This is a genomic window from Streptomyces sp. NPDC004667, from assembly GCF_040609475.1.
In the GTDB taxonomy this organism is placed as follows: Bacteria; Actinomycetota; Actinomycetes; order Streptomycetales; family Streptomycetaceae; genus Streptomyces.
The window spans coordinates 27,125-49,630 of record NZ_JBEXKC010000029.1 but is presented as its reverse complement, the minus strand read 5'-3'; the positions used below and the strand labels follow the sequence as shown (position 1 = coordinate 49,630).

Genomic DNA, 22,506 nt, shown 5'->3' with positions numbered 1-22,506 from the left:
GTCCGAACCATCGCGACCGGCAACGCGCTTCAGCGTGCCGTTCCCCCGTCCACCGCGAAAGGACAGCACCGTGGTCCACGATCTCACCCGCGCCGAACGAATCCGGTACGAGCGCAAGCAGGACGCCGCGTACCAGGCCGGTGAGGCAGCAGTCACCAACCTCAAGGCCGCACTGGCCCTCGCCGGCCTGGTCCTGCCCTCGCTCAGCAACGACGGACCGGTGGGCTGCCGTGGCCTCGTCCGGCTCGGAGGGTGCAGCACGGACCTGGCCAACCGGCTCGCCGAGGTCATCGCGGCCGGGGCCCGCGCCCTGCGGGACCAGCAACGGTGAACCCCGGCCCGGCCGAGGACACCCGGCCGGCCGCCGGAGCCGTGCCGTGCCGCACGGGCACTCCGCCGTTCCACCGCCACAAGTGACACACGCACGGAGGTTCTCGCATGAAGGCGTGGCAGCGTTCGTCCCCCATCCCGTGGCTGCCCCGAAGGAAGCTGGACCCCTACCGGTTCCCGGGCATGCGGGGCTTGCCGGACTCCGGGGAAACGGGTGCCCGTGGGTCGTTACCCGGCTCCGGGCCGCCTCCGCGCGGCCCGGGTCCCGAAGAACGCCGACGCCTCGACCTGTACGCCTGCCTGACCGCCGCCGGCATCCGGCCGCTCGCCGCCGACCTCCGTGCCATCGAAGTCCTCTCCGCGCTCGACGACGTCACCCACGCGACCGTCCGACGGTGGATCTCCGGCACCTCCTGACCCCCCCCGGCCGTGCCCCGCAGCACCGCTGCGGGGCGGACGCCACGGCGACCGGGTTCACGCCACCCCACGCCACCCCCCGCCACCGCATTACCGGAAAAGAGACACGCGCGCCTCCCGCCGTAGTCCGAACAGGTGGTGTCGCCGTGCGGATGCGCTGTAGGTCGGGCCGGTTATGCAGAATTCGTTTGCCGATATCGGCCGTGGGGCGACGGGGCCCGCGTGAGGTCCTTGAGCTGGAGGTGCCCGCCGGTGACGGCGAACGGAAGTCCCACGGTGAGAAGGCGCCGCCTCGGCGCCGAGCTTCGCCGGCTCCGCCGGGCAGCGGGAATGACGTCCGTGCAGGTGGCCAGGCATCTGCTCGTGTCCCAGCCCAAGATCAGCCTCATCGAGACCGGCCGCCGCCCCATCAATCCGCGTGACGTGCGCGATCTGTGCCGGCTCTACGGAGTCACCGACCTCGAGGTCATCGACTCGCTCATGCGCATGGCGAGGGAATCGGCCCGGCAGGGCTGGTGGGTCGCCTGCGGGGACGTTCCCTACGGCGTGTACATCGGCCTGGAGACGGAGGCCGTCGCCATCCACTCCTACGAGCCGCTGGTCATCCCCGGGCTGCTCCAGACCCGCGCGTACGCGGCCGCGGTCATCGCGGCGACCGTCCCCTGTCCCGCTACCGAGCAGGCCGCGGTCCGTCTGGACGTGCGGCTGCGGCGCCAGCACCGCGCCCACCACCCCGCCCGGCCGCTCCGCTTATGGACCGTCCTGGACGAATCCGTGCTGCACCGCACCATCGGCGACCGCGACGTCATGCGCGAACAACTGGAGCACCTGAACGCCCTCGGCGCACAGCCGCACATCACCGTGCAGGTCCTCCCGCACAGCGCCGGCGCCCACCCGGGGCTCACGGGACAGTTCTCCACCCTCACGTTCCCCGACACCGACACGGGGGTCGTCTACCTGGAGCGCTTCACCGGCGACCTGTACGTGGAGAAGCACTCCGACCAGCGCATGTACCAGATCATGTACGACCACCTTCAGGCGCAGGCGCTCAGCCCGTCCGAGACACGGCACTTCATCAACGACGTGATCAAGATGTACGGGGACGCGCCGGGCACCGGGCAGCACCGTGAACCCGAGGACCGAGGACGAGAGGACCGAGGACGAGAGGGTCGCGCCGACCGTTGGGCAAATCGGGCTATCGGGCGGTGCGTCGCGGGAGCCCCGTGAGCCACCGCCGCCATAGTCGTCCCTGGCAGCCGCCAGGTTGCCGCCCCGGCCGCATCGCGCGGGCCGGGCGGAAGTCTTCGTAGAGGAGTCGGCTCATGCTGAAGCCCACCAGGATCGTCCTCGCCCTCTCCGCCGGAAGCCTGGTGCTCGGCCTGACGGGTGCGGGTGCGGCCGTCGCGGACCAGGGCCCGATGGACGACGGCCCGGCCCGGACGCACGCGGCCGACGACGGCCCCCTGTACGACGAGCCCGGCGTCTACCCCAAGCCCAAGCACGCGCTGGGCAAGGTCATCTCGCGCGGACCGCTCAAGGTCCGCAGCTACCCGAGCACGCACGCGAAGGTCGTCGGCAAGGTGCACCCGCACGAGAAGCTCGCCATCGAGTGCAAGAAGCGCGGTGAGCGGGTCGACGGCAACAACATCTGGTACCTGCTGGACCAGCGCAAGGACGGCAAGGAGCCCGCGGACGGCATCGGCCGTCCCGGGGACGCCATGGAGGAGGGCACGGACGGCGGCGTGGAGGACGGCGCCGAGGGCAGCGGCGACGACCGCGTCCGCACGCACCGCGCCGAGTACAAGCAGGCCTGGGTGTCGGCCCGTTACGTCAAGGACATCACCCCCGTGAAGTGGTGCCGCTGACCTTCCGGGTCACTCCCCCGGGCGTACGGTACGGGGCCCCGCGCACTCGGCGCCGTACGCCCGCACCCGTTCCCGCAGTCCCCGGTCCGCCGTGACCACCACGCAGGCCCGCCCGGCGGCGGCCGCGACCAGCTCCACGATCCGGTCGTCGCCACTGCCGGGCGCCGCGTCGACCCGTACGCCGGGCACGGACGCGACGCCGCGGGCGGCCCCCTCGACCACCAGGACGATCTCCTCCCCCGCCCCGCGCAGCGCGAGCCGGTCGCGCAGCCGCTCCGCGGCCCCGCGCCGGTCCCGCCACCAGCCGTCGGGCACGGACCCCACGACGTTGGCGGCGTCCACGATCAACAGGGTCCGCACCGCGCTCAGAAGTCCCCGTAGTTGACCTGCCACGTGGGCAGGCCCATCCGGCGCCAGACGGCGACCACCCGGTCGCGGTCGTCGAGGGAGACGCGGACGGCGTAGCGGTGGCGGACGTGCGCGTCGAAGAGTTCGGCCTTCACCACGTCGTCGCGGCGCTGGTCCCCGGACGCGCGCATCCACAGCTCGTCGTACGGCACCTCGTGCCGTGCCAGCCACTCCTCCGTCTCCGCACGGTGGTCCTCGCTGCGTCCGGAGAGCAGTACGACGGTGTCCTGCCCGGCCCGCTTGAAGGCCTCCAGCGCGTACCGCACCGGCTCGTTGAGCAGGTCGAGGCCACAGCGGGTGAAGTCGTAGACGTGCCGGTCGCCGGTCAGCGCGAGCGTTCCGTCGATGTCGCACATCACGGCGGCGGGCAGCGCCGGGTCGGCCACGTACGGTGCGACCGGGGGCTGGTCGTTGAGCCACTCCGCGGTGAGCCTCCAGCCGCCCTTGCGGGACCGCTGGTGCTTGTCCGCGAGGATGCGGATGATCTCCTCGCCCACCTGCCGCTCCCGCGCGGCGTCCCGCGCCACGCACTCCTCGACCGGCACGTCGGTGAAGTCGTGCACGACGAAGGTCGCGCGCCCCGCGACCGCCGCCTTGAGGCGCTTGGGGATGTGGGGCGTCAGGTGCGTGTTGTCGACGACCACGTCGAAACCGTCCTCGACGGCCGCGATCACCGCGGCGTCCTGGACGGCCAGGACGGTCTGCTCGTGCTTGTACGAGCGGCCGCGCTCGGGGTCGGGGAGGTCGAGCATGGCGCGCAGGTCGTCGAGGTTGACCCGCCGTATGCGCCCGCCGGCCTCCGCCTGGAGGGCGCGCGCGGCGGTCGTCTTGCCCGAGGCCGGCAATCCCGTCATGACGTGGACCACGGGGAGTGCGGGCTGTTCTTCGGACACCGGTCAGTTCTCCTCGTCGGTGGTGTAGGGGTCGGAGGTCTCAGGGCGGACGGCCCGCCAGGAGACCAGCTCCGTGCTGCGGCCGTCGAGCCTCAGGAAGAGGGCGGGGCGCAGCGCGGCGTCGGGGACCTCCCGTACGGCGCGGGCGAAGGCGCCCCGGTCGCCGGCCAGGTGGGCCACGGCGGCGAAGGCCCCGTCGATCTCGCGCTCGCGCCGTACGGCCTCCTCCTCCAGGCGGTCGATCACTGCGCGCACCCAGGCGTCGAACTCGTCCGGGACCTGCTGGAGGAGCTCGTCGAGCGGCTTGCCGCCGCAGGCCTCGATGTCCGCGACGGTGCAGTTGAGGCCCTGGGCGAGCTGCTTGGCGGGCAGCGCGGCGAAGCGCTGCACGCCGTGGCTGCGCCAGATGTCCCGTTCGGTGACGCGGGTGAGCAGCCGGTGGAGGCGTACGTACTCGCCGAGCTTGGCCTTGGCGCGGACTCCGGAGGCGAAGCGCAGGACGAAGCCCTCGGCGTCGGTTCCGCTCGCCCGCTCCCCTCCGGGGAGGGCGTTGGCCTCGGTGAGCGCGAGGAGTTCGGCGAGCGGCATGGCGGGCCAGACGGTGACGACCGAGCCGATGTCCCGCCAGTGCGCGGCCGCCTCGGCGAGCGGCACCTCGGTGCCGTCCGGGCCGTAGGCCGCGAGCAGGACGAGGTCCCGGCGGTCGCCGTAGTCGACGACGATGCGGTTCTGCGGGTAGAGGATCTCGGCGAGGTAGGTCACGCCGGGCACGAGGGCCGCGGTGTCCCGGGTGTCGAGGCGCCGCTGTCCCCAGGTGGCCTGGGCGCTGATGAAGGATCCCTTGGAGGCGACCCGCCAGTGGTCCGCGTAGTGGAAGACCACGGCGAGGCTGCCGTCGACCTTGTCGTACACCTCGAACGGCTCGTCGGGCAGGGCGGGCGCGTAGGGCCGGCCCTGCTCGTGCTCGCCGACGTTGAAGAACTTCGGCAGGGGCAGGGCGACGACCGCTCCGGTGGTGTCGTCGGCGACGAGGCCGCGGCAGCGCGTGGTGACCCTGTTCCAGATCTGCTCGTACTGCGCGGTGCGCGTGTACGTGTAGATGGACAGCGGCAGTTCGGGGTGTGGCTTGCGGGTCACGTGCCCGGCGTCGATGGCTGCCGCCAGTTCCTGTGCGGGCAGCAGGTCGTGCAGAGTCAGGCGGTCCTGGCTCATGGGTTCCTCCCGGTTCGAGATGGTCCATTCTCACGTGCGGGAGGGGTGGGCCGGTAGTCAATTATGACTGGTCACGAGGGTTGCGAGCCCATGTGGTTGATGTCTCGGGGGCGCAGGATCGGGTCGGTGGGCGCGGTCGCGGGGGTGGCGACGGCGATCATGGCGCGGCCGATGGCCTCGGTGGTGGTCACCTTGTCCGGCGCGAACCGGCGCAGGAGCGGGAACAGCGGTGCGGTGAGCACGTACGCGGCGCGGTAGAGCAGGGTCTTGGAGGGCATTCCGCTGACGGGCTGGACCAGGCCGGGGCGGAACATGTAGGCCCGGAAGGGCAGGGCGAGCAGGTCGTTCTCGGTCCTGCCCTTGACCCGGGCCCACATGGAGCGGCCCCGCTCGGTGCTGTCGGTGCCCTCGCCGGAGACGTAGACGAAGGTCAGGCGGGGGTTGGCGGCGGCGAGGGGGCGGGCGACGGCGAGGGTGAGGTCGTAGGTGACGCGGCGGTAGGCCTCCTCCTTCATGCCGACGGAGGAGACGCCCAGGCAGAAGAAGCACGCGTCGTACTCGGGCAGCTCGGCGGCGAGGCCGGAGAGGTCCGAGGGGTCGGGTACGACGTGTTCGCGGAGTTTGGGGTGGGTGACCCCGAGCGGGGTGCGGCCGATGGCGAGGACCCGGGTGACGGAGTCGTCGCGCAGGCACTCGCGCAGAACTCCGCGTCCGATCATTCCGGTTGCGCCGAGGAGGATAACGTTCACGGGCGCAGCCTACGTCCCACTAGTGCGAGACGCAGAGTTCGTTGCCCTCCGGGTCGGCGAGGGTGGTCCAGGCGAAGGGGCCCTGGCGGCCCTCGTGGAGGCGGGTGGCGCCCTTGGACAGGAGGCGCTCGACGAGGGCTTCGGGGTCGTCCTCGCCGGTGCGGACGTCGAGGTGGACGCGGTTCTTGACGGTCTTGGGCTCCAGTACGAACTGGAAGAGCACCCGGGGGGCGCGGTCCAGCCCGTCGGGGTGGCGGATGCCGGCGCCGGCCTTCCAGACGAGCGTGCCGCGGTGGGTGGTGGTGTCCTCTTCGGTGGCGTGGCCCGCCTCGATCAGGCCGCGGATGAACTTCTCGTCGCTCGGTTCCACTTCCCAGCCGAGGGCCTCGGCCCACCAGTCGGCGAGCGCGTGCGGTGTGGTGGAGTCGATGGTCACCTGAAACGTGTAGGCCATGCCCGGACCCTACTGAGCGGCCCGGGGCCGCGCCAGCGCGGTTGCGCCGCCCAGGCCGCGAGGGTGAGCAGCCAGGCGGCGACCGCGATCCAGAGCAGCACCTCGCCGAGGGGGCGCAGCCAGGGCACGCCGGTGGGTCCGGCGGCGGAGAGGCAGGCGGTGGCCGTCATGCCGAGCGGGAAGACGGTGGACCAGCGGCGGATGTCGTAGTGCGTACGGGGGCTGCGGACTTCGGCGGCGAGCAGGACGGCGTACCAGCCGAGGGAGACCGCCAGGGCCACGAGGGTGGCGGTGCGCAGCGCGGTGTGGACGGTTCCCGTCCACAGGGGGGCGGCGGTGAGTTTGGCGCCGGCCAGGGCGGTGATGGACAGGGCGCCGCCCGCCACCCAGTGGTCGCCTGCCCCGCCGCACACCTCGTGGAAGTCGAAGTGGCGCAGGGCGACGAGGTAGAGCAGGGCGCCGAGGCAGAAGCAGGCCAGGGCGGCCCCGTCCAGCCAGTCGAGGCGGTACGCGGCGGCGAGGGTGGCCGACAGGACGGCGAGTCCCTGGGTGGCGACGCACACGAGGAAGGCGGCCCCGGGCATGCGGTGGTGCCAGTGGCGCATGACGGCGCAGAGCAGGCCGGGCCAGATCGCAGCGGAGAGGAGGAGCAGGGCGGCGGCCAGGCCTTGGAGTCCGAGCTGTGCCAGGCGGGTGCCGAGCACGGCCGTGGCGGCGACCGCGGTCAGGGCGGCCGGGGTGTCGGCCTGGGCGCGGAAGCGGCCGCGGTCGGCGGCCAACCGGATGACGAAGTCGGCGGCGAGCAGGAGCCAGAGCACGACGGCGATGACCAGCGCGGCCAGCGAGGCTCCGGTGTGGCCGGTCAGCTGGAGGCCGACGGAGAGGATGCCGGCGGCCATGACCGCGCCGCCTGCGGCGGGCGGGAGTCCCGCCCACCAGCCGCACACCGCCCGGCCGGCCATCGCCGCTCACATCACGCCGCGGGTGCGGAACTGGATGCTGATCCGGGGGCCGACGGCCCGGACGGACTTGGGGACGGCGTGTTCCATGGTGCGCTGGCAGGAGCCGCCCATCACGACGAGGTCGCCGTGACCGAGCGGCAGCCGCAGCAGGGTGGGGCCGCCGTCGCGGGGGCGCAGCACCAGGTCGCGGGGGTCGCCGACGGAGAGGATCGCGACCATGGTGTCCTCGGTGGCGGAGCGGCCGGTGCGGTCGCCGTGCCAGGCGACGCTGTCGCGGCCGTCGCGGTAGAGGCAGAGCCCGGCGGTGACGAAGGGTTCGCCGAGTTCGGCCGCGTAGTGGCGGCCGAGGGCCTCGCGGGCCTCGGTGAGCACGGGGTGCGGGAGGGGCTCGCCGGCCCCGTAGGAGGCCAGGAGCCGGGGCACCTCCACCCGGCGGTCGTACATCTGCCGGCTCTCGGCGCGCCAGGGCACGTCGGCGGCGAGCCGTTCGAAGAGGGCGTCGGCGCCCGCGAGCCAGCCGGGGAGCCGGTCGACCCAGGCTCCGGCACCCAGCACGGTCCGCCGCACCGGCGAGAGCGGTCCGAGCCGGATCTCGTCGGTCTGGTCGAAGAGGGAGCCCTGGAGTGCGTGCATCGTTCCAGCCTACCCCCGCACCCGAACACCTGCTCGATTACATGTCCACGCCGCGCACTTCGGCTCACCCCCGTACCCCTGGTGCTGCGGCCCGCCGTGAGGGGATCATGGGCGGCGCGCGTTGGCCGTCATCGCCGCAGCGAGTGCTGGAGGTACGTGTGTCCGTAGCGTCGAGTCGTGCGTCCGGGAGTTCCGGGGTCCCGCTGCTCCGCGAGACGATCGGGGACAACCTCGACCGGACCGTGCGGCGCTTCCCGGGCCGGGACGCCCTCGTGGACGTGGCCGCCGGCCGCCGGTGGACGTACGCGGAGCTGGCCGCCGAGGTGGACGCCCTCGCCCTCGGGCTGCTGGACCTCGGGATCGTCAAGGGCGACCGGGTCGGCATCTGGGCACCCAACCGCGCCGAGTGGACGCTGGTGCAGTACGCCACCGCGAAGATCGGGGCGATCCTGGTCACCGTCAACCCCGCGTACCGCTCCCACGAGCTGGAGTACGTGCTCGGCCAGTCCGGCATCCGGCTGCTGGTCGCGGCGGAGCGCTTCAAGACCTCCGACTACGCGGCGATGATCGAGGAGGTCCGGCCGCGCTGCCCGGGGCTGGAGTTCACCGTCCTGTTCGACGGGCCCGAGTGGGAGTCGCTGGTGGAGCGCGGGCGCGCGGCCGATCCGGACGCGCTGGCGCGGGCAGGAGCGGCGCTGGGCCCGGACGACCCGATCAACATCCAGTACACCTCGGGCACCACGGGCTTCCCCAAGGGCGCCACCCTCTCGCACCACAACATCCTCAACAACGGCTTCTTCGTCGGCGAGCTGTGCGGGTACGACGAGCGGGACCGGGTGTGCATCCCCGTCCCGTTCTACCACTGCTTCGGGATGGTGATGGGCAACCTCGCCTGCACCAGCCACGGCGCGGCCATGGTGATCCCCGCACCGGCCTTCGACCCGGCGGCGACCCTGGCCGCGGTGGAGGCGGAGGCCTGCACCTCGCTGTACGGGGTCCCCACGATGTTCATCGCCGAGCTGGCCGCCCCCGGCTTCGACGGGTACGACCTGTCGAGCCTGCGCACCGGGATCATGGCGGGATCACCGTGCCCGGTGGAGGTCATGAACGAGGTCATCGAGCGGATGGGGATGACAGAGGTCTCCATCTGCTACGGCATGACGGAGACCTCCCCCGTGTCCACGCAGACCCGGGTGGACGACTCCGTCGAGCGCCGGGTCTCCACCGTGGGCCGGGTGGGCCCGCACCTGGAGGTCAAGGTGGTCGACCCGCGGTCGGGCCGGACCGTCCCCCGCGGCACCCCGGGCGAGCTGTGCACCCGGGGCTACTCGGTCATGCTCGGCTACTGGGGCGAGCCGGAGAAGACCGCCGAGGCCGTCGACCCGGAGGGCTGGATGCACACCGGAGACCTGGCGGTCATGGACGGGGACGGCTACCTGAGCATCACCGGCCGGATCAAGGACATGGTGATCAGGGGCGGCGAGAACCTCTACCCGCGCGAGATCGAGGAGTTCCTCCACGCCCACCCCGACGTCCTGGACGTCCAGGTCATCGGGGTGCCCGACCCCAAGTACGGGGAGGAGCTGATGGCGTGGGTGCGGATGCGCGAGGGGGCCGAGCCGCTGACCGCGCAGGCCGTGCGCGCGTACTGCGCGGGGCGGCTCGCCCACTTCAAGATCCCCCGCTACGTCCACGTCGTGGAGGAGTTCCCGATGACCGTCACCGGGAAGATCCGCAAGATCGAGATGCGCGCGATGGCGGCCCGCCTGCTGGAGGCGCAGGACGCGCCGGCCGGCGGCGCCTGACCCCGCTGCGGCGGCGGTGGGCGGGGCGGGGATGCTCGCGGCCGGGGTGGCGGATCCTTTCGCCGGTACGACTGATCCACCCATGTGGGTGGACCCGCCACACCGCCCCCGGCCCGACCCGGCACCCGCGCCTATAAAGGGGCCCGTCACATTGATCGACTGATGGGTCCTCACCATGCTGCAGGCCGCTCTGCGGGTGCTCGCCGCCGTCTCCCTCGCCTCCCTCGGCTCCGCCGCCGCCGTCTCCCCGGCCACGGCAGCCGTCTCCCCCGCCACCGCCACGGCCGTCTACGACGACCCGCTCACCGCGCCCTGCGGGCCGACGGTGGAGTACCGCGCCTGGGACTGGTGGCGCACGACGACCAACCCCTCGCTGGCCGGCCCGGTCGCCGAGGCCGCCGCGGCCGAGCGGTGGCAGTGGCGCACGGACGTCAACACCCTGTGGCGCGGCGACACCCGCGAGACCGTGGACGAGATCTTCCGGACCGGCTTCACGCCCCGGGGCGAGCAGGTGACCCCGCTCGCCGAGTACATCGTCAAGGGCGGCGGCCAGAACAGCGCGCACCTCAGCACCAGTTGCGAGAAGTGGGTGGCGCAGAAGTTCGCCACGTACGGCAGCGAGAAGACCGGCTGGGTCTACGAGATCTACGCGCCCGGCGGCATCGACGTGAACGCCACCGCCCGCCTCAACAACTACAACTCGCCCTACCTCTGGAACAAGGAGGTCGACTTCCCCGGCGGGGTCAAGGGCCGCTACATCAAGGGGGCCTGCAAGTTCCGGCTGACCTACACGGACCCGCAGACGAAGGTCAGCACCTTCGAGGAGCTCGGCTGCAAGAACAACGCCGGCTTCGCGCCCTACGCGACGGACGCCGCCGCGCTCGCCGCGGCCCGCTGACGCGGCTCCTCCGGGCCGGCGGCCCAACGGCCCGGAGGACCGCCGGACCGCCGGGACCGCCGGACCGTTCAGATCCGGATGACGAGCTTGCCGCGCGCGCCGCCCGAGCGCAGGTGGCGGATCGCCTCGGGGACCTCCTCCAGGGGGTAGGAGCGGTCCACGGCGGGGGTCACGGCGCCGGAGTCGATCAGCTCGGCGAGGGTGGCGAGGTCGGCGGCGCGGGGCGTGGCGGCCAGTCCGCACAGGCGGTGGCGGACGAACGGGGACAGCAGCTGGGCGCGCAGCTGCCGGTCGGTGCCGCCGATCCAGCTCCCCTCGCTCTCGCCCCCGACGATCACGAGGGTGCCGCGCGGGGTGAGGGCCCGGCGCAGCCGGCCGAGGGGCCGGTTGCCGCCGGTGTCCACGATGAGGTCGTAACGGCGGCTGCCGTCGACGGGGTCCTCGCGGGTGTGGTCCAGGACCTCGTCGGCGCCGAGGGAGCGGACCAGGTCCTCCTTGGCGGGGCGGCAGGTCCCGGTGACGCGGCCCGCGCCGAGGGCCTTGGCCAGCTGGACGGCGTACGATCCGACGCCGCCCGCCGCCCCGAGGACGAGCACGCTCCGGCCGGGCGCCAGCCGGCCGCGGTCGCGCAGGGCCTGCAGGGCGGTGCAGGCGGAGACGGGCACGGCCGCGGCCTGTTCGGCGGTGATCCGGGCCGGGCGCGGCGCCAGCCGGTCGGCGCGGGCGAGGGCGTACTCGGCGAAGGCCCCGACGCAGGTCCCGTAGACCTCGTCGCCGGGGCGCAGCCCGGTCACTCCGGGGCCCACCTGCGTCACCCGGCCCGCGGCGTCCTGGCCGGGCGTCCGGGCCTTGGGGGCCCGCAGCCCGAACCCCAGGACGCGCAGCAGGTGGGGGCGGCCCGCCATCAGGTGCCAGACGCCCTGGTCGACCCCGGCGGCGTGGACCTTCAGGAGGACCTCGCCGGGGCCGGGGACGGGCTGTTCCACTTCTTCGACGCGCAGGACCTCGGGCGGTCCGTAGACGTCCTGGACCACTGCTCTCACGGGGTGCCTCCATCGGGCAGGGGGGTGGTGGCGGAGTACTGGAAGACCTGGTCCAGCGGGACGCGGAACACCGCGGCGATCTGGAAGGCCATCTCCAGGGTGGGCGAGTAGCGGCTCTGTTCGATGGCGATCACGGTCTGGCGGCTGACGCCGATGTGGCGGGCGAGTTCGGCCTGGGTCATCTCGCCGTGGGCGAAGCGCTGCGCCCTGATGGTGTTGGTGACCCGGGTCGGCCTCACCACGGGTGGAAGCCGAGGCGATAGGAGACGAGTTTGACGGTGGAGCTGAGCAGGGAGGAGAGGACGAAGGCCAGGTAGACGGCGTTGGCGATCCAGAAGGTCGGCGCGTCGGCCATGGCCAGGCAGAGGGCGCTCACGGCGCCCATCACCACGAAGGACTGTCCGACGTACTCGCCGAAGCGGTGGATCTCCCGGTCGCGCTGGTCCTTGACGGCGCCCTCCTCGCCGGAGGTGGCGGCGACGGCGATGTTGGCGGCGATCGTGACGGCGATCGCGAGCCCGACCGACCACAGCAGGGCGGCGGCGTAGGGGGCCCGCTCCAGCGCGACGCCCCCGGGCCGGGACAGTACGGCGCACAGGTAGGCGGCGTACGACACCACCGCGACCACCAGCATGATCCACGAACGTTTCTCTTCGACGGCCACGGCGGACCCCCTCTTTCCCGTGTCAAGAAAACCAGACATGGGGAGTGTCAAGGATCCGGGACACCATGTCAAGATTCTTTGACTTCAGCCGGTCGGGGGCGGGGTGGCGCCGTGGATCCGGGCGAGGACGAGAACCGTGTCGTCGGTCGGCGCAGCGGGCAGCAGGGCCGTCAGGACGCGGTCCGCCATCTCCTCCAACGAGCCTTCCGCACTGCTCAGTTCGGCGCGCAGCGCGGCCAGTCCGGCGTCGATGTCCCGGCCGCGCGCCTCGATCAGGCCGTCGGTGTACAGGGCGAGGACGGCGCCGTCGGGAAGGTGGGTCCGCATGGTCCGGAAGGGCACGCCGCCGACCCCGAGGGGGACTCCCATGGCGTCGGCGAGGGTCTCCACGGCCCCGTCGGGGTGGCGCACCAGGAGCGGGGGGTGGCCGGCTCCGGCGATCCGGGCGTCGCCGGTGTGGGGGTCGTAGGCCACGTAGAGGCAGGTGGCCAGCTCGATGCCGGACTCCCTGGCGCAGAGGTCGAGCTCGGTGAGCAGGTCGTGCGGCTCCGGGCCGTGCCGGGCCAGCGCCTCGGCCGTGATGCGCAGCCGCCCCATCGACGCGGCGGCCGGTACGCCGTGGCCCATGACGTCACCGACGACCAGGGCGACCCGGTCCCCCGGCAGGCCGATCACGTCGTACCAGTCGCCGCCGACCTCGGTGACACGGCTGCCGGGGAGGTAGCGGTGGGCGACCGTGAGGTGGGGGCCGGGCTGCAGGGCGTCGGGCAGCAGGGCGCGCTGCAGGGTCAGGGCGATGTCCTGGACCTGGCTGTAGAGGCGCGCGTTGTCCAGGCACAGGGCGGCGCGGGAGGCGAGTTCGCCGGCCAGGCTGAGGTCCTGCTCGGGGAAGGCGGGACGGTCGGCGGACCGGCCGAACATGGCGATGCCCTGGACGGTGCCGCGGGCGACGAGCGGGGCGATCAGGATGCTCAGCAGGCCGCTGTCCAGGATCACCCGGGCGCGCTCGGGGTGCGCGATGGTACGGGTGGTGAAGTCCTCGTCCACGGGGACGAGGAGCGGGCGACCGGTGGCGAACATCCGGTGGACGCTGGATCCGGGCGGGTACTTCACGTGTTCGAGGCCGACGAGCTGTTCGACGGCGGGCCGGGACAGCGTCGCCCGGGCGGCGATCCGGCGGGTGAAGAGGGGCAGGCGCGGGTCGAAGGCCTCGGTGGGGTCCATCCACTCCACCAGCTCGACGACCGAGCCGTCACAGAACTCCGGGACGGCGACGTCGACCAGTTCCCGGGCGGTGGTGTCCACGTCGAGGGTGGTGCCGATCCGGGCGGCCGCCCGGTCCAGCAGGTCGAGGCGCCGACGGGCGGCCGTGGCCTCCAGGAGCGCCCGCTCCCGGTCGGTGACGTCCACGACCAGTCCGCCCACCCCGGAACGGGTGCCGACCGCGCGGCTCAGCGGGAAGAGGCTGAACGAACGCACCTGGTCGCGGTCGGGGTGGCCCGAGGTCCGCAGTCCCACCAGGGTGTCGACCAGCGGGCTGCCCCCGTCGGCGACGGCGCGCAGCATGCGCGCGAACTCGCCGCCGTCGGAGGTGGTCATGACCTCGGTGGCCGCGCGGCCCAGGTGGTCGCGGGCGGGGATCCCGTCCATGTCGGCCAGCGCCTGGTTGACGTGGACGTAGCGCAGGTCCTCGTCGAGCATGACCAGGCCGATGGGGCAGGTCTCGAAGAGGGCGTCGAGGAAGGCGAGGTTCGCCTTGACGCGGTCGAGCTCGTCGCTCCTGCTGACCAGGCCCATGACCACGGAGCCGCCGGACGTCCCGTCGGCGGTCCCGGTCACCGGGAAGACGCGGAACCCGCAGTCGAAGACGGAGCCGTCCCGGTGCAGGACCGGCAGCCGGACGCGCCAGTACCCGAGGGTGCGGCCACGTTCGGCGAGGCGTTCGGCCGGGCCGGGGGCGGGGTCGGCGGAGGCCTGGTCGGAGAAGGCGGAGGCCGGGTCGGAGTCGGCGGGGGGAAAGAGGAGGGCGGCGGGACGGGTGAGGATGTCGGTGGCCGCGTGGCCGAAGAGGTCCTGCGCGCCGGGGCCCCAGTAACAGACCCGGCCCTCGCCGTCCATGCCGAAGACGGCCACGGCCACGTGCTCCAGCAGCGATCCCGGTTCGGACAGGATCGGGCCGTGTGCCCGTGCCTCCCCCGGCTGATCCGACGGCAGCACCGGCGGCCTCCTCTGCCGTCCGCCCCGCAGCGGGGCGGAGAACGTCCCCTTCATTCTGCGCGCAGCGCGCGGGACGGGCAGGGCGGCGGGACGGGCACGGCGCCGCCGCCCGCGGCGGCCCCCGGGTTCGGGGGCGCGCCACGGGCGGCGGGCGGGGACGGCTCTACCGGACCTGGCGGCCGTCCATGACCACGTTCCCGCTGACCGTGCCGTCGGAGCCCGAGACGGTCACGGCGTGCCGGACGCCGTCCGGGCCGAGGACCACCGCCAGCCAGGCGCTGCCGCCGCCCTCCTGGGCGACCGGGCGCAGGGCCTCGACCTTGCCCCCGCTGACCGCGCCCGCGGCCTTCTCGGCGGCCTGCCCGATCGGCAGGGAGGGCAGCGGAGCGGGCGCCTGGGCCTGCTTCGGGGCGTTCCCGGGCAGGTCGGCGCCGTCGCGCACCGTCGGAGCGCCCTGCCGGTGGGCCATGCGCTCCCCCTTGCCCTCGCGGCCGCGGCCGGGGCCGTCCTCGCGCTCCCCCTTGCCCTCGTGGGCGCGGCCGTGCCCGCGCCCGCCCTCGTGATCACCCTCGGCCCATTCGACGCCGTGGCCCTTGCCCGCCCGCTCGTGGTGCTCGGCCACGGCGACCGCCGCCGCCCCGCCGCCCACGATCGCCACTGCGGCCACACCCGCGGCAGCCCAGCGCACGCCCTTGCCCCGGGGCAGCACCCGGGCCAGGCGCTTGCGCCCGCCGGGCTTGCCCTCCTGGGCGGGCTCGGGCTGCCCGGACTGCTCCGACGGTTCCGACGGCGGGTAGAACTCAGACATACCGGCACTCCTCATGCACCCGGGCACCTCACCCGGCTCGGCCCCGAGCATGCGGAGCGCTTGCTGAAGCCCACCTGAAGCCACCTGAAGACCTCTTCAGCGACCCGGCCGGAGCGCCTGAGACCCTGTTCCCATGCGCGTACTGGTGGTGGAGGACGAACGACGGCTGGCCCTGGCCCTGCAGCGCGGGCTCCAGTCGGAGGGGTTCTCGGTGGACGTGGCCCACGACGGGCTCCAGGGGCTGTGGATGGCCTCCGAGCACGATTACGACCTCATCGTCCTCGACATCATGCTGCCCGGCCTCAACGGCTACCGGGTCTGCTCACGGCTGCGCGCGGCGGGCCACGAGGCCGGGATCCTGATGCTCACGGCGAAGGACGGCGAGTACGACGAGGCCGAGGCGCTGGACACCGGCGCCGACGACTTCCTGTCCAAGCCCTTCTCCTACCTCGTGCTCGTCGCCCGGCTCCGCGCCCTGGGCCGGCGTACGGGCCGCCGCGGCCCGCGGACCATGACCTTCGGCGACCTGACGCTCGACCCCGCACGGCACTTCTGCTCCCGGGGCGGCACGGAGATACGGCTGACCGCCCGGGAGTTCGCGGTCCTGGAGTACCTCGCCCGACGGCCGGGCGAGGTGGTGCCCAAACGGGAGATCCTGGAGCAGGTCTGGGACAGCGCCTTCGACGGTGATCCGAACGTGGTCGAGGTCCACGTGAGCGCGGTGCGCCGGAAGATCGACGCACCCTTCGGCCGCACCGCCCTGGAGACCGTGCGCGGCGCGGGCTACCGACTGGCGGTCGACGGTGGCTGATGCCCTGGCCTCGGCCCTGAGCCGGCTGCGCGTCCCCGTGGCACTGCTGCCGGCGTGGATCCCGAGGTGGCGCCCGGGGCGGCTGCGGCCCACGACCGTACGCGCCCGGGCGACCGCGGGCGCCGTCGTGGTGGTGGCCGTGGCCCTGGCCGTGGCCTCCTTCGCGCTGCTCGGGCTGCTGCGGGCCGACCTGCTGCGCAACGCCGAGCGGGACGCCGCCCAGCAGGCGCAGACCGTCGCCGGGCTCGCGGCCGCCGGGGACCTCGGCCGGATGCGGCCCGCCGGCCTCGGGGCGGACTTCGTCCAGGTGGTGGACGCCCGCGGCCGGGTGCTGCGGTCCACCCCGAACCTGGCCGGGCTCCCCGCGCTCGCCCCCGTCACCCCGCTGCGTCCGGGCACGTCCTTCCACACCTGGCGGGTCCGCCCGCTCGGCGGCGAGCACCGCCAGCGGGTGGTCCAGGTGACCACGCAGACGCCACAGGGGCTGGTCGCCGTGTTCGTGGGGACCTCCCTGCGCGACGTGGACGCCGCCGACGACACGACCGCCGCCGCCCTCCTGGTGGGCGGGCCGCTGCTGCTGGCGACCGTCGGGTTCGTGACCTGGCGGGTCACCGGGCGCGCCCTGCGGCCCGTCGAGGCGATCCGGGCGGAGGTCGCCGAGATCGGCGACCGCGACCTGCACCGGCGGGTGCCGGTGCCGCCGACCCGCGACGAGGTGGCCCGGCTGGCCGAGACGATGAACCTCACCCTCGACCGGCTGGAGTCCTCCGGCATCCGCCAGCGGCGCTTCATCGCGGACGCCTCCCACGAGCTGCGGAGCCCGATCACCGTGCTGCGCACCCAGCTGGAGGTGGCTCTGGCCGTCCGGGACCAGGAGCTGTGGCCGGAGCTGATCGGCGGGGCGCTGGAGGACGTCGAGCGGCTCCAGCAGCTGGCCTCGGACCTCCTGCTGCTGGCCCGGATCGACGCCGCCCAGCCCGTGCCCGCGCAGCGGCTGGACCTCGGGGAGGTGGTGCGCGACGCGGTGGACGCGCGCCTGGGCGACCGGGTCCCCGTCCGGGTGTCGCTGGCGGCGGACGTGGTGGTGGAGGGCAGCGGGCTGTGGCTGGCCCGGGTGGTCACCAACCTCCTCGACAACGCGCAGCGGTTCGCGGCCGGACGGGTCGACCTCACGCTGCGCACCGTCGGCGGCCCCCGGGCGCGGACCGCCGTCCTGGAGGTGGCCGACGACGGGCCCGGCATCGCGCCGGAGGACCGGGAGCGGATCTTCGAACGCTTCACCCGGCTCGACGACGCCCGCAGCCGCGACCACGGCGGCGCCGGCCTCGGCCTGGCCATCGCCCGCGACCTGACGTCCCATCACGGCGGCACCCTGACGGCCGCCGACTCCCCCGGCGGGGCGCGCCTGGTCGTCCGCCTGCCCGTGGCTCCCCCCTCCCCTGACGCAGCTTTGACGCCCGCGCCCCGGGTTCATACGGATCGCTGACGGACGGACCGCGCAGGCCGCCGTTGAATGGAGACGGGCTCCCGCGGCGCAGCGCCGGGGGAGCGCGTACGAGGGCGACAGGGGAGGGACCTGCGGTGCGGCGACGCGTGGTGGCGGGTGTGAGCGGGAGTAGCGGAAGCCTGACGGCCCTGCACCGGGCCGCCGCGGAGGCGCGGTGGCGCGGGGCGGAGCTGTGGGTGGTGCTGGCCTGGCAGGCACCGGGCGGGGGCCCGGGGTCCCGTGCGTCCTGCGGCGGCTCCCTCGTGTACGCCGAGTGCCGGGCGGCCGCGGTGAAGCGGCTGCGGGAGGTCCTCGACGGGGCCTTCGGAGCCGCGGGCCCGGGTGTGGCCCTGGCCGGGCAGGCGGTACGGGGCACCCCCGGGGCCGCTCTGGTCGACGCCGCCCGGGACGGGGACGACCTGCTCGTGGTCGGCGCCGGCACGCGGGGGCGGCTGCTCGGCGCCCTGCGGCCCTCGGTGGGCCGCTACTGCCTGGCCCACGCCCCCTGCCCCGTCCTGGCCGTGCCGCCGAACCCGCTCCGGGCCCAACTGGACTCCCTGCACCGGCGCAACGCGTGGCACGTCCCCCTCGACACGCGGGAGCTCATGCCCTGAGCGGTGCGCCGGCCCCGCACGGGGTGCGCCGGGGGCCGCACCGGCCCGGGGCCGCGCCGACCCGGGTCCCCCGCAAGCGGTTTCCGTACGCCGGGCCGTGCCACCGACCGGTTCCGGCCGTTCTGCCCGTGCCGGGAGCCCGGGGCCGGGGCCGGGCCCCGACCGGAGGCGTTCGCGGGCCGGGGCCGGGGCCGCCGACAGGTCGGCCAGATCGCGTTGCTCCGTCCCCGGGGCTGCTGTGTACTCACTCCTCCAGCTCCCCCGGACCCCGCGCCGGCCCTCCCTCCACGACGGGGGAAGGGCAGCTTCGCCGTGCCGGAATCCGGGCCGAACTGGGCCTGCCCGTAGGCGAGTCGAAGGAGAACCGGCATGTCCGAGAAGCAGCACCGGCCCGGGAGGCGGGCCGTGGCGGCCGCCCCTGCGGTCCCGCCCGCCCCGCCGGAGTTCACGTTCAAGTGGGGCCGGCACAACAAGGCCATGGAGCGGCTCTCGCTCGCGCAGATGGCCCGGCGCGTCCCGGCCTCCCTCAGCCACACCGCCCGGCTGGCGTGGGCGGTGAACCGGACGGCCTTCGTATGGCTGGTCTGCGCCCAGGTCCTCGGCGGGCTCTGCACGGCCGCCGCCCTGGCCGCCGTCTCGAAGGCCATGGGCCCCCTGCTGAGCGGCGGCACCGTCGAGCAGCGCGTCTCGGCGGCGGCCTGGCCGCTGGCGGCCGCCGCCGCGATGACCGCGCTCGGGGCCCTGGCCTCCATCGCGGCCGGGAGCGCGGCGCGCCGCCTGACCCCCGGCATGTCCACGATCGCCGACCTCGCCATGGTCGACGCCCACATGGACGTGGACCTCGACTGCTACGACGCCCCGGACTTCGCCGAGCGTTCCGAGGCCGCCGAGACCGGATCGGCCCGCTCCTCGATGCTGCTCCAGGACGCCCTCGGGTTCACCGGCGGTCTGATCGACCTGCTCGCCGTGGCCTCCGTACTGTCCGTGGTGCACCCCGTGCTGCTGCCGCTCCTGCTGCTGTCGGTGGTCCCGCGCGGGCTGGGCTCCGTACACGCGGCCCGGCTCGACCACGCCCTGCACAACGAGACGATCGCCTCCCGCAACATCCGCCACATGATGCGCTGGCACCTCACCACGCCCAAACTCGCGGACGAGCTGCGCGGCAACAGCATGCGGGCGTACGCCCACCACTGGTACGCGGCGGTCTGCGAGCGCATCGACTCCAGGATGACCGGCGCGGCCCCCCGCTACCTCGTGGTGTACCTCGTCGCCGCCTGCGCCTCCGGGCTGTTCACGGCCCTGACGTGGCTGTCGCTGGGCGGGCTCGTGGTCGGCGGGTACCTCGCGCTGGGCGCCGCCGGTACCGCCATCGTCGCGATGCGGACCTCCACGGCGGCGCTGTCCTCGCTGGTGGTGTACGGGGCCGCGATGTTCCAGCACGCCCTCTACCTCGGGGACTACACCGCCTTCATCGCGCAGGCGGCCGAACGGTCGGGGCCGCGCGGTGCCCAGGCCATGGAGGCTCCCGAGAAGATCCGGCTGGAGGAGGCCGGGTACACCTACCCCGGCAAGGACACCCCCGCGCTCGGCCCGGTGTCGCTGACGCTGAACCGGGGCGAGGTGGTCGCCGTCGTCGGGGAGAACGGGGCCGGGAAGTCCACGCTGGTCCGGCTGCTGACGGCGCTGACGGCCCCGACGGCGGGGACCGTGTCCTGGGACGGGGTGCCGACCTCCGACGCGGACCAGCGCTCGGCCTGGACCCACGTCGGGCTCGTCACCCAGTCCTACGGGTACTGGCCCTTCTCCGCCCGCGAGAACATCACCCTCGGCCAGCCGGGTCCGCGCGGTGAGGAGGCGGTCTGGGAGGCGCTGGGCGCCGTCGGGATGAAGGAGGTCGTCGCCGGCTTCCCGCAGGGCCTCGACACCCTGCTGGCCCGCTCGCTGTGGGGCGGTCACGAGCCGTCCGGTGGCCAGTGGCAGCGCCTGGCCTGCGGGCGGGCCTTCCACCGGCGCCCGGCGCTGCTGGTCATGGACGAGCCGACCTCCGCGATGGATCCGCGCGGCGAGCACAGGGTGTTCTCCGGCCTGCGGGAGACCAAGGACGAACGGATCACGGTGATCGTCACGCACCGCATGGAGAACTGCCGCCTGGCGGACCGCATCATCGTCCTCGACGGCGGCCGGATCAAGGAACAGGGCAGTTTCGAGCAGCTGCTGGCCGTCGAGGGCGGCACGTTCCGGGAGCTCTACGAGCTGTCGCAGGACCGGTAGCGCGGGACGGCCCGCCGGGGCCGGGGTGGGGTGCGGGGCGGGGCCGGGCGGGGCCGTTGGTTCATTCCCGCCCGGCGGCCTCCGCCCCCGCCCTCGCCTCCGCCTCCGCCTCCGCCAGCGCCCGTGCCCGGCCGGTCACCACCGCGGCGGCGGCGAGGGCGCTGGCCCCGAAGGCCAGTGCCACCGTCCACGGCTGGTCGAAGTGGTGGCCGGTGGCGTGGTCGACGGAGTAGCGGCCCGGTCCGGCGAGGCCGACCGCCGCCGCCGTGAACCCGAGGAAGGCCGGGTACTCGAATCCGCCGCCCTGGTTGAAGAAACCGGCCGGGGCGTGCACGGACACCGCTCCCGCCATGGCCCCGGCCGCGGCGGCCCCGGCGACCGGGGTGGCCAGCCCCAGCATCAGCAGCGCCCCGCCGCCCGCCTCCCCCAGGCCGGCGGCGATCGCGCTCTGCCGGCCCGGCCGGAAGCCCATGCGCTCCATCGCGGCCGCCGTCCCCTCCAGACCCGCGCCGCCGAACCACCCGAAGAGCTTCTGCGCCCCGTGGGCGATGAGCACCGCGCCGGTGCCGGTGCGGAGCGCCAGCAGTGCGAGGTCACGGCGGTTGATGCAGGTCATCAGGGTCTCCCGGTGGGTGCGCGGACGGGCGGGCACGCGGGGCGCGGCCGGCCCGGGGCGGTCCCGGCATCCATATCCGCTCCCGGCGCCGGCGCCCCGGCAAGCACCCGCAGATCCGCCATACGGGCTCCCGGGTGCACCATCGGCCACGGATCGTCCGATTGACGACCCTTCATCACGCTCCGGAGACGCTAGGATCACGGTGTGGTCACAGCCCGTGCGCAGCACCTGCCGTCGGCCCGCCGGTCGGCGGGTCTGCTGCACCTGCTCGGGCTGGCCCTGCTGTTGCTCGGCCTGATCTGCACGCACGGCGCGCACGCGCCCGGCGCGTCCGCCCACCCGGCCGCGGCCGCCTCCGTGTCGCAGGCCTCCCCCGCCGACGGCCACGGCCCCGCCCACCCGGCCGACGAGTGCGCGCCCGTGCCGCCCCGGCAGGGTTCGGTGGTGGACGCCCCGGCCGCCCCGTCGGCGGCCGTCACCCGGTGCGCCCCCGAGGTCCGCCGGGGTCTGCCCGGGTACGACCCGGCCGGCGCGTCCGGATCCGCCCCGGCCCGTACGGCGGCTCCGCCGGTCCTGCGGGTGTAGACACCGCGGCCTTCCGTACGGCGACCCGCGCGCGGCCCCGACCGCGCCCCGGTAGCCGTACCCGGCCGGTCCACGCGGTCCCCACGGCGAGCGCCGTGACCCCGGTCCGCACCCGGTCGGCCCCTGCCCGCATCCGGTCCGTCCCCGGCCCGCATCCGGGCCGTCCCCGGTCGGTCCGTCCCCGGCCCGTCCGCGGCCCGTATCCGACCGGACCCGGCCCGCCCCCGGCCGCCCGGGCCCGTCCCCGCGATCCGCCGCCGCCCCCTCCCGTACCGGGACGGGGTGCCCGCCGCACGGAGGAACCGTGTCACGCCGTCCCCGCGTACCCCCGGCCCGCCCGGGCCCATCGTGGGCATCCGCCGTACTCGGCGCGGTGCCCGCCGTCCTGCTCCTCGCGGCCCTCGTCTGCTTCCCGCACCTCCTCGACGGCGCCGGGGCTCCCGGCGGCACGCGGCACGAGGCCGTCTCCGCCGGGTCGCGGGCCGCTGGAGCCGCGCCGCAGTCCGGGCCGACCGCGCCTGAAGGACGGCCGCATCCGCATCCGGAGCACGGTTCCTCCTGCGCCGCCGCCCCGGGCACGGCCCGTTCGGCCCCGGGCCCGGCGCGCGACGGCGGCGGGCAGGCGGCGCGCGGCCTCCCGGGCCGGGGTGCCGGAACCCGTGCCGGGCCGACCGCGCCGACCCCGGCCGGCGGGTGCTCCGCGGGCCCGTTCCGGCCGCTCCGTCCTGACCAGTGTCTGTCGATGGCGGCTCTAGTCCGCTCCCG

The 22,506-nt window shown here is 74.4% G+C and carries 25 protein-coding genes; 11 read left to right on the top strand and 14 right to left on the bottom strand.

Annotated elements, in window-relative coordinates; genetic code table 11:
• Positions 1-70: 70 nt before the first annotated feature.
• From ABZW32_RS18440 to ABZW32_RS18425, 4 genes are all read left to right on the top strand, one after another.
• Positions 71-331: a hypothetical protein gene (locus ABZW32_RS18440; RefSeq protein WP_356217134.1), complete on the top strand. Its 261-nt coding sequence runs from the start codon at positions 71-73 to the stop codon at positions 329-331.
• A 107-nt stretch (positions 332-438) separates the two neighbouring features.
• Positions 439-747: a hypothetical protein gene (locus ABZW32_RS18435; RefSeq protein WP_356217132.1), complete on the top strand. Its 309-nt coding sequence runs from the start codon at positions 439-441 to the stop codon at positions 745-747.
• A gap of 252 nt (positions 748-999) precedes the next feature.
• Positions 1,000-1,974, top strand: coding sequence for a helix-turn-helix transcriptional regulator (locus ABZW32_RS18430; protein ID WP_356217130.1), 975 nt, complete (start codon positions 1,000-1,002; stop codon positions 1,972-1,974).
• A 95-nt stretch (positions 1,975-2,069) separates the two neighbouring features.
• Positions 2,070-2,612: a hypothetical protein gene (locus ABZW32_RS18425; RefSeq protein WP_356217128.1), complete on the top strand. Its 543-nt coding sequence runs from the start codon at positions 2,070-2,072 to the stop codon at positions 2,610-2,612.
• A 9-nt stretch (positions 2,613-2,621) separates the two neighbouring features.
• On the opposite strand, the gene ABZW32_RS18420 is transcribed toward ABZW32_RS18425, so the two are convergent.
• From ABZW32_RS18420 to ABZW32_RS18390, 7 genes are all read right to left on the bottom strand, one after another.
• Entirely contained in the window at positions 2,622-2,963 is a 342-nt protein-coding gene (locus ABZW32_RS18420) for an NTP pyrophosphohydrolase (protein ID WP_356217212.1), read from the bottom strand.
• A 14-nt stretch (positions 2,964-2,977) separates the two neighbouring features.
• Positions 2,978-3,913, bottom strand: a complete 936-nt coding sequence (locus ABZW32_RS18415) for an AAA family ATPase (protein ID WP_356217126.1) — start codon at positions 3,911-3,913, stop codon at positions 2,978-2,980.
• A gap of 3 nt (positions 3,914-3,916) precedes the next feature.
• On the bottom strand, positions 3,917-5,125 hold the full coding sequence (locus ABZW32_RS18410) for an RNA ligase (protein ID WP_356217125.1): 1,209 nt from the start codon (positions 5,123-5,125) through the stop codon (positions 3,917-3,919).
• A 71-nt stretch (positions 5,126-5,196) separates the two neighbouring features.
• Positions 5,197-5,874 (bottom strand): epimerase, encoded by a 678-nt coding sequence (locus ABZW32_RS18405; protein WP_356217123.1) that lies wholly within the window; start codon positions 5,872-5,874, stop codon positions 5,197-5,199.
• Between the two features lie 19 nt (positions 5,875-5,893).
• Positions 5,894-6,328 carry a VOC family protein gene (locus tag ABZW32_RS18400; RefSeq protein ID WP_356217121.1) on the bottom strand — a complete coding sequence of 145 codons (435 nt, stop codon included), beginning with the start codon at positions 6,326-6,328 and terminating at the stop codon, positions 5,894-5,896.
• Positions 6,307-7,290: a tellurite resistance/C4-dicarboxylate transporter family protein gene (locus ABZW32_RS18395; protein WP_356217119.1), complete on the bottom strand. Its 984-nt coding sequence runs from the start codon at positions 7,288-7,290 to the stop codon at positions 6,307-6,309. Before ABZW32_RS18395 ends, ABZW32_RS18400 begins: the two co-directional genes overlap by 22 nt.
• 6 nt (positions 7,291-7,296) lie before the next feature.
• Positions 7,297-7,923 (bottom strand): alpha-ketoglutarate-dependent dioxygenase AlkB, encoded by a 627-nt coding sequence (locus tag ABZW32_RS18390; protein ID WP_356217117.1) that lies wholly within the window; start codon positions 7,921-7,923, stop codon positions 7,297-7,299.
• A 107-nt stretch (positions 7,924-8,030) separates the two neighbouring features.
• Between ABZW32_RS18390 and ABZW32_RS18385 the strand changes: the two genes are divergently transcribed.
• Positions 8,031-9,728, top strand: a complete 1,698-nt coding sequence (locus tag ABZW32_RS18385; RefSeq protein WP_356217115.1) for an AMP-binding protein — start codon at positions 8,031-8,033, stop codon at positions 9,726-9,728.
• Between the two features lie 175 nt (positions 9,729-9,903).
• Complete coding sequence (locus tag ABZW32_RS18380) at positions 9,904-10,626, top strand: hypothetical protein (RefSeq protein WP_356217113.1); 723 nt, start codon at positions 9,904-9,906, stop codon at positions 10,624-10,626.
• Positions 10,627-10,694: 68 nt separating this feature from the next.
• On the opposite strand, the gene ABZW32_RS18375 is transcribed toward ABZW32_RS18380, so the two are convergent.
• From ABZW32_RS18375 to ABZW32_RS18355, 5 genes are all read right to left on the bottom strand, one after another.
• Positions 10,695-11,669 carry an NAD(P)-dependent alcohol dehydrogenase gene (locus tag ABZW32_RS18375; protein WP_356217112.1) on the bottom strand — a complete coding sequence of 325 codons (975 nt, stop codon included), beginning with the start codon at positions 11,667-11,669 and terminating at the stop codon, positions 10,695-10,697.
• Positions 11,666-11,851 carry a helix-turn-helix transcriptional regulator gene (locus ABZW32_RS18370; protein WP_356217210.1) on the bottom strand — a complete coding sequence of 62 codons (186 nt, stop codon included), beginning with the start codon at positions 11,849-11,851 and terminating at the stop codon, positions 11,666-11,668. Before ABZW32_RS18370 ends, ABZW32_RS18375 begins: the two co-directional genes overlap by 4 nt.
• 53 nt (positions 11,852-11,904) lie before the next feature.
• Entirely contained in the window at positions 11,905-12,333 is a 429-nt protein-coding gene (locus tag ABZW32_RS18365) for a hypothetical protein (RefSeq protein WP_356217110.1), read from the bottom strand.
• 84 nt (positions 12,334-12,417) lie between these two features.
• On the bottom strand, positions 12,418-14,550 hold the full coding sequence (locus ABZW32_RS18360) for a SpoIIE family protein phosphatase (RefSeq protein WP_356217109.1): 2,133 nt from the start codon (positions 14,548-14,550) through the stop codon (positions 12,418-12,420).
• A 163-nt stretch (positions 14,551-14,713) separates the two neighbouring features.
• Positions 14,714-15,358, bottom strand: a complete 645-nt coding sequence (locus tag ABZW32_RS18355; protein ID WP_356217107.1) for a hypothetical protein — start codon at positions 15,356-15,358, stop codon at positions 14,714-14,716.
• Positions 15,359-15,491: 133 nt separating this feature from the next.
• Here ABZW32_RS18355 and ABZW32_RS18350 point away from each other — a divergent pair, with 133 nt between their 5' ends.
• The 4 genes from ABZW32_RS18350 to ABZW32_RS18335 all read left to right on the top strand — a co-directional run bounded on the left by ABZW32_RS18350 (position 15,492) and on the right by ABZW32_RS18335 (position 20,540).
• On the top strand, positions 15,492-16,169 hold the full coding sequence (locus ABZW32_RS18350; RefSeq protein WP_356217105.1) for a response regulator transcription factor: 678 nt from the start codon (positions 15,492-15,494) through the stop codon (positions 16,167-16,169).
• A gap of 82 nt (positions 16,170-16,251) precedes the next feature.
• Positions 16,252-17,655 carry an ATP-binding protein gene (locus tag ABZW32_RS18345; RefSeq protein WP_356217208.1) on the top strand — a complete coding sequence of 468 codons (1,404 nt, stop codon included), beginning with the start codon at positions 16,252-16,254 and terminating at the stop codon, positions 17,653-17,655.
• 95 nt (positions 17,656-17,750) lie between these two features.
• Positions 17,751-18,269 (top strand): universal stress protein, encoded by a 519-nt coding sequence (locus tag ABZW32_RS18340; RefSeq protein WP_356217103.1) that lies wholly within the window; start codon positions 17,751-17,753, stop codon positions 18,267-18,269.
• A 369-nt stretch (positions 18,270-18,638) separates the two neighbouring features.
• Complete coding sequence (locus tag ABZW32_RS18335; RefSeq protein WP_356217101.1) at positions 18,639-20,540, top strand: ABC transporter ATP-binding protein; 1,902 nt, start codon at positions 18,639-18,641, stop codon at positions 20,538-20,540.
• A 61-nt stretch (positions 20,541-20,601) separates the two neighbouring features.
• Here ABZW32_RS18335 and ABZW32_RS18330 read toward each other — a convergent pair whose 3' ends face one another.
• The gene (locus ABZW32_RS18330; RefSeq protein ID WP_356217100.1) at positions 20,602-21,156 is read right to left on the bottom strand and encodes a DoxX family protein; all 555 of its coding nucleotides are present in this window, start codon (positions 21,154-21,156) and stop codon (positions 20,602-20,604) included.
• A gap of 204 nt (positions 21,157-21,360) precedes the next feature.
• Here ABZW32_RS18330 and ABZW32_RS18325 point away from each other — a divergent pair, with 204 nt between their 5' ends.
• Positions 21,361-21,741 (top strand): hypothetical protein, encoded by a 381-nt coding sequence (locus ABZW32_RS18325; protein ID WP_356217098.1) that lies wholly within the window; start codon positions 21,361-21,363, stop codon positions 21,739-21,741.
• 307 nt (positions 21,742-22,048) lie between these two features.
• On the opposite strand, the gene ABZW32_RS18320 is transcribed toward ABZW32_RS18325, so the two are convergent.
• On the bottom strand, positions 22,049-22,198 hold the full coding sequence (locus ABZW32_RS18320) for a hypothetical protein (RefSeq protein ID WP_356217096.1): 150 nt from the start codon (positions 22,196-22,198) through the stop codon (positions 22,049-22,051).
• Positions 22,199-22,506: the final 308 nt, after the last annotated feature.

Excerpts from the sequence above, each read along its gene's own strand:
- ABZW32_RS18390 (WP_356217117.1), bottom strand. The coding sequence starts at position 7,923 with ATGCACGCACTCCAGGGCTCCCTCTTCGACCAGACCGACGAGATCCGG.
- ABZW32_RS18355 (WP_356217107.1), bottom strand. The coding sequence starts at position 15,358 with ATGTCTGAGTTCTACCCGCCGTCGGAACCGTCGGAGCAGTCCGGGCAG.
- ABZW32_RS18400 (WP_356217121.1), bottom strand. The coding sequence starts at position 6,328 with ATGGCCTACACGTTTCAGGTGACCATCGACTCCACCACACCGCACGCG.
- ABZW32_RS18330 (WP_356217100.1), bottom strand. The coding sequence starts at position 21,156 with ATGACCTGCATCAACCGCCGTGACCTCGCACTGCTGGCGCTCCGCACC.
- ABZW32_RS18380 (WP_356217113.1), top strand. The coding sequence starts at position 9,904 with ATGCTGCAGGCCGCTCTGCGGGTGCTCGCCGCCGTCTCCCTCGCCTCC.
- ABZW32_RS18335 (WP_356217101.1), top strand. The coding sequence starts at position 18,639 with ATGTCCGAGAAGCAGCACCGGCCCGGGAGGCGGGCCGTGGCGGCCGCC.
- ABZW32_RS18395 (WP_356217119.1), bottom strand. The coding sequence starts at position 7,290 with ATGGCCGGCCGGGCGGTGTGCGGCTGGTGGGCGGGACTCCCGCCCGCC.
- ABZW32_RS18410 (WP_356217125.1), bottom strand. The coding sequence starts at position 5,125 with ATGAGCCAGGACCGCCTGACTCTGCACGACCTGCTGCCCGCACAGGAA.
- ABZW32_RS18385 (WP_356217115.1), top strand. The coding sequence starts at position 8,031 with ATGGGCGGCGCGCGTTGGCCGTCATCGCCGCAGCGAGTGCTGGAGGTA.
- ABZW32_RS18370 (WP_356217210.1), bottom strand. The coding sequence starts at position 11,851 with ATGACCCAGGCCGAACTCGCCCGCCACATCGGCGTCAGCCGCCAGACC.
- ABZW32_RS18425 (WP_356217128.1), top strand. The coding sequence starts at position 2,070 with ATGCTGAAGCCCACCAGGATCGTCCTCGCCCTCTCCGCCGGAAGCCTG.
- ABZW32_RS18435 (WP_356217132.1), top strand. The coding sequence starts at position 439 with ATGAAGGCGTGGCAGCGTTCGTCCCCCATCCCGTGGCTGCCCCGAAGG.
- ABZW32_RS18350 (WP_356217105.1), top strand. The coding sequence starts at position 15,492 with ATGCGCGTACTGGTGGTGGAGGACGAACGACGGCTGGCCCTGGCCCTG.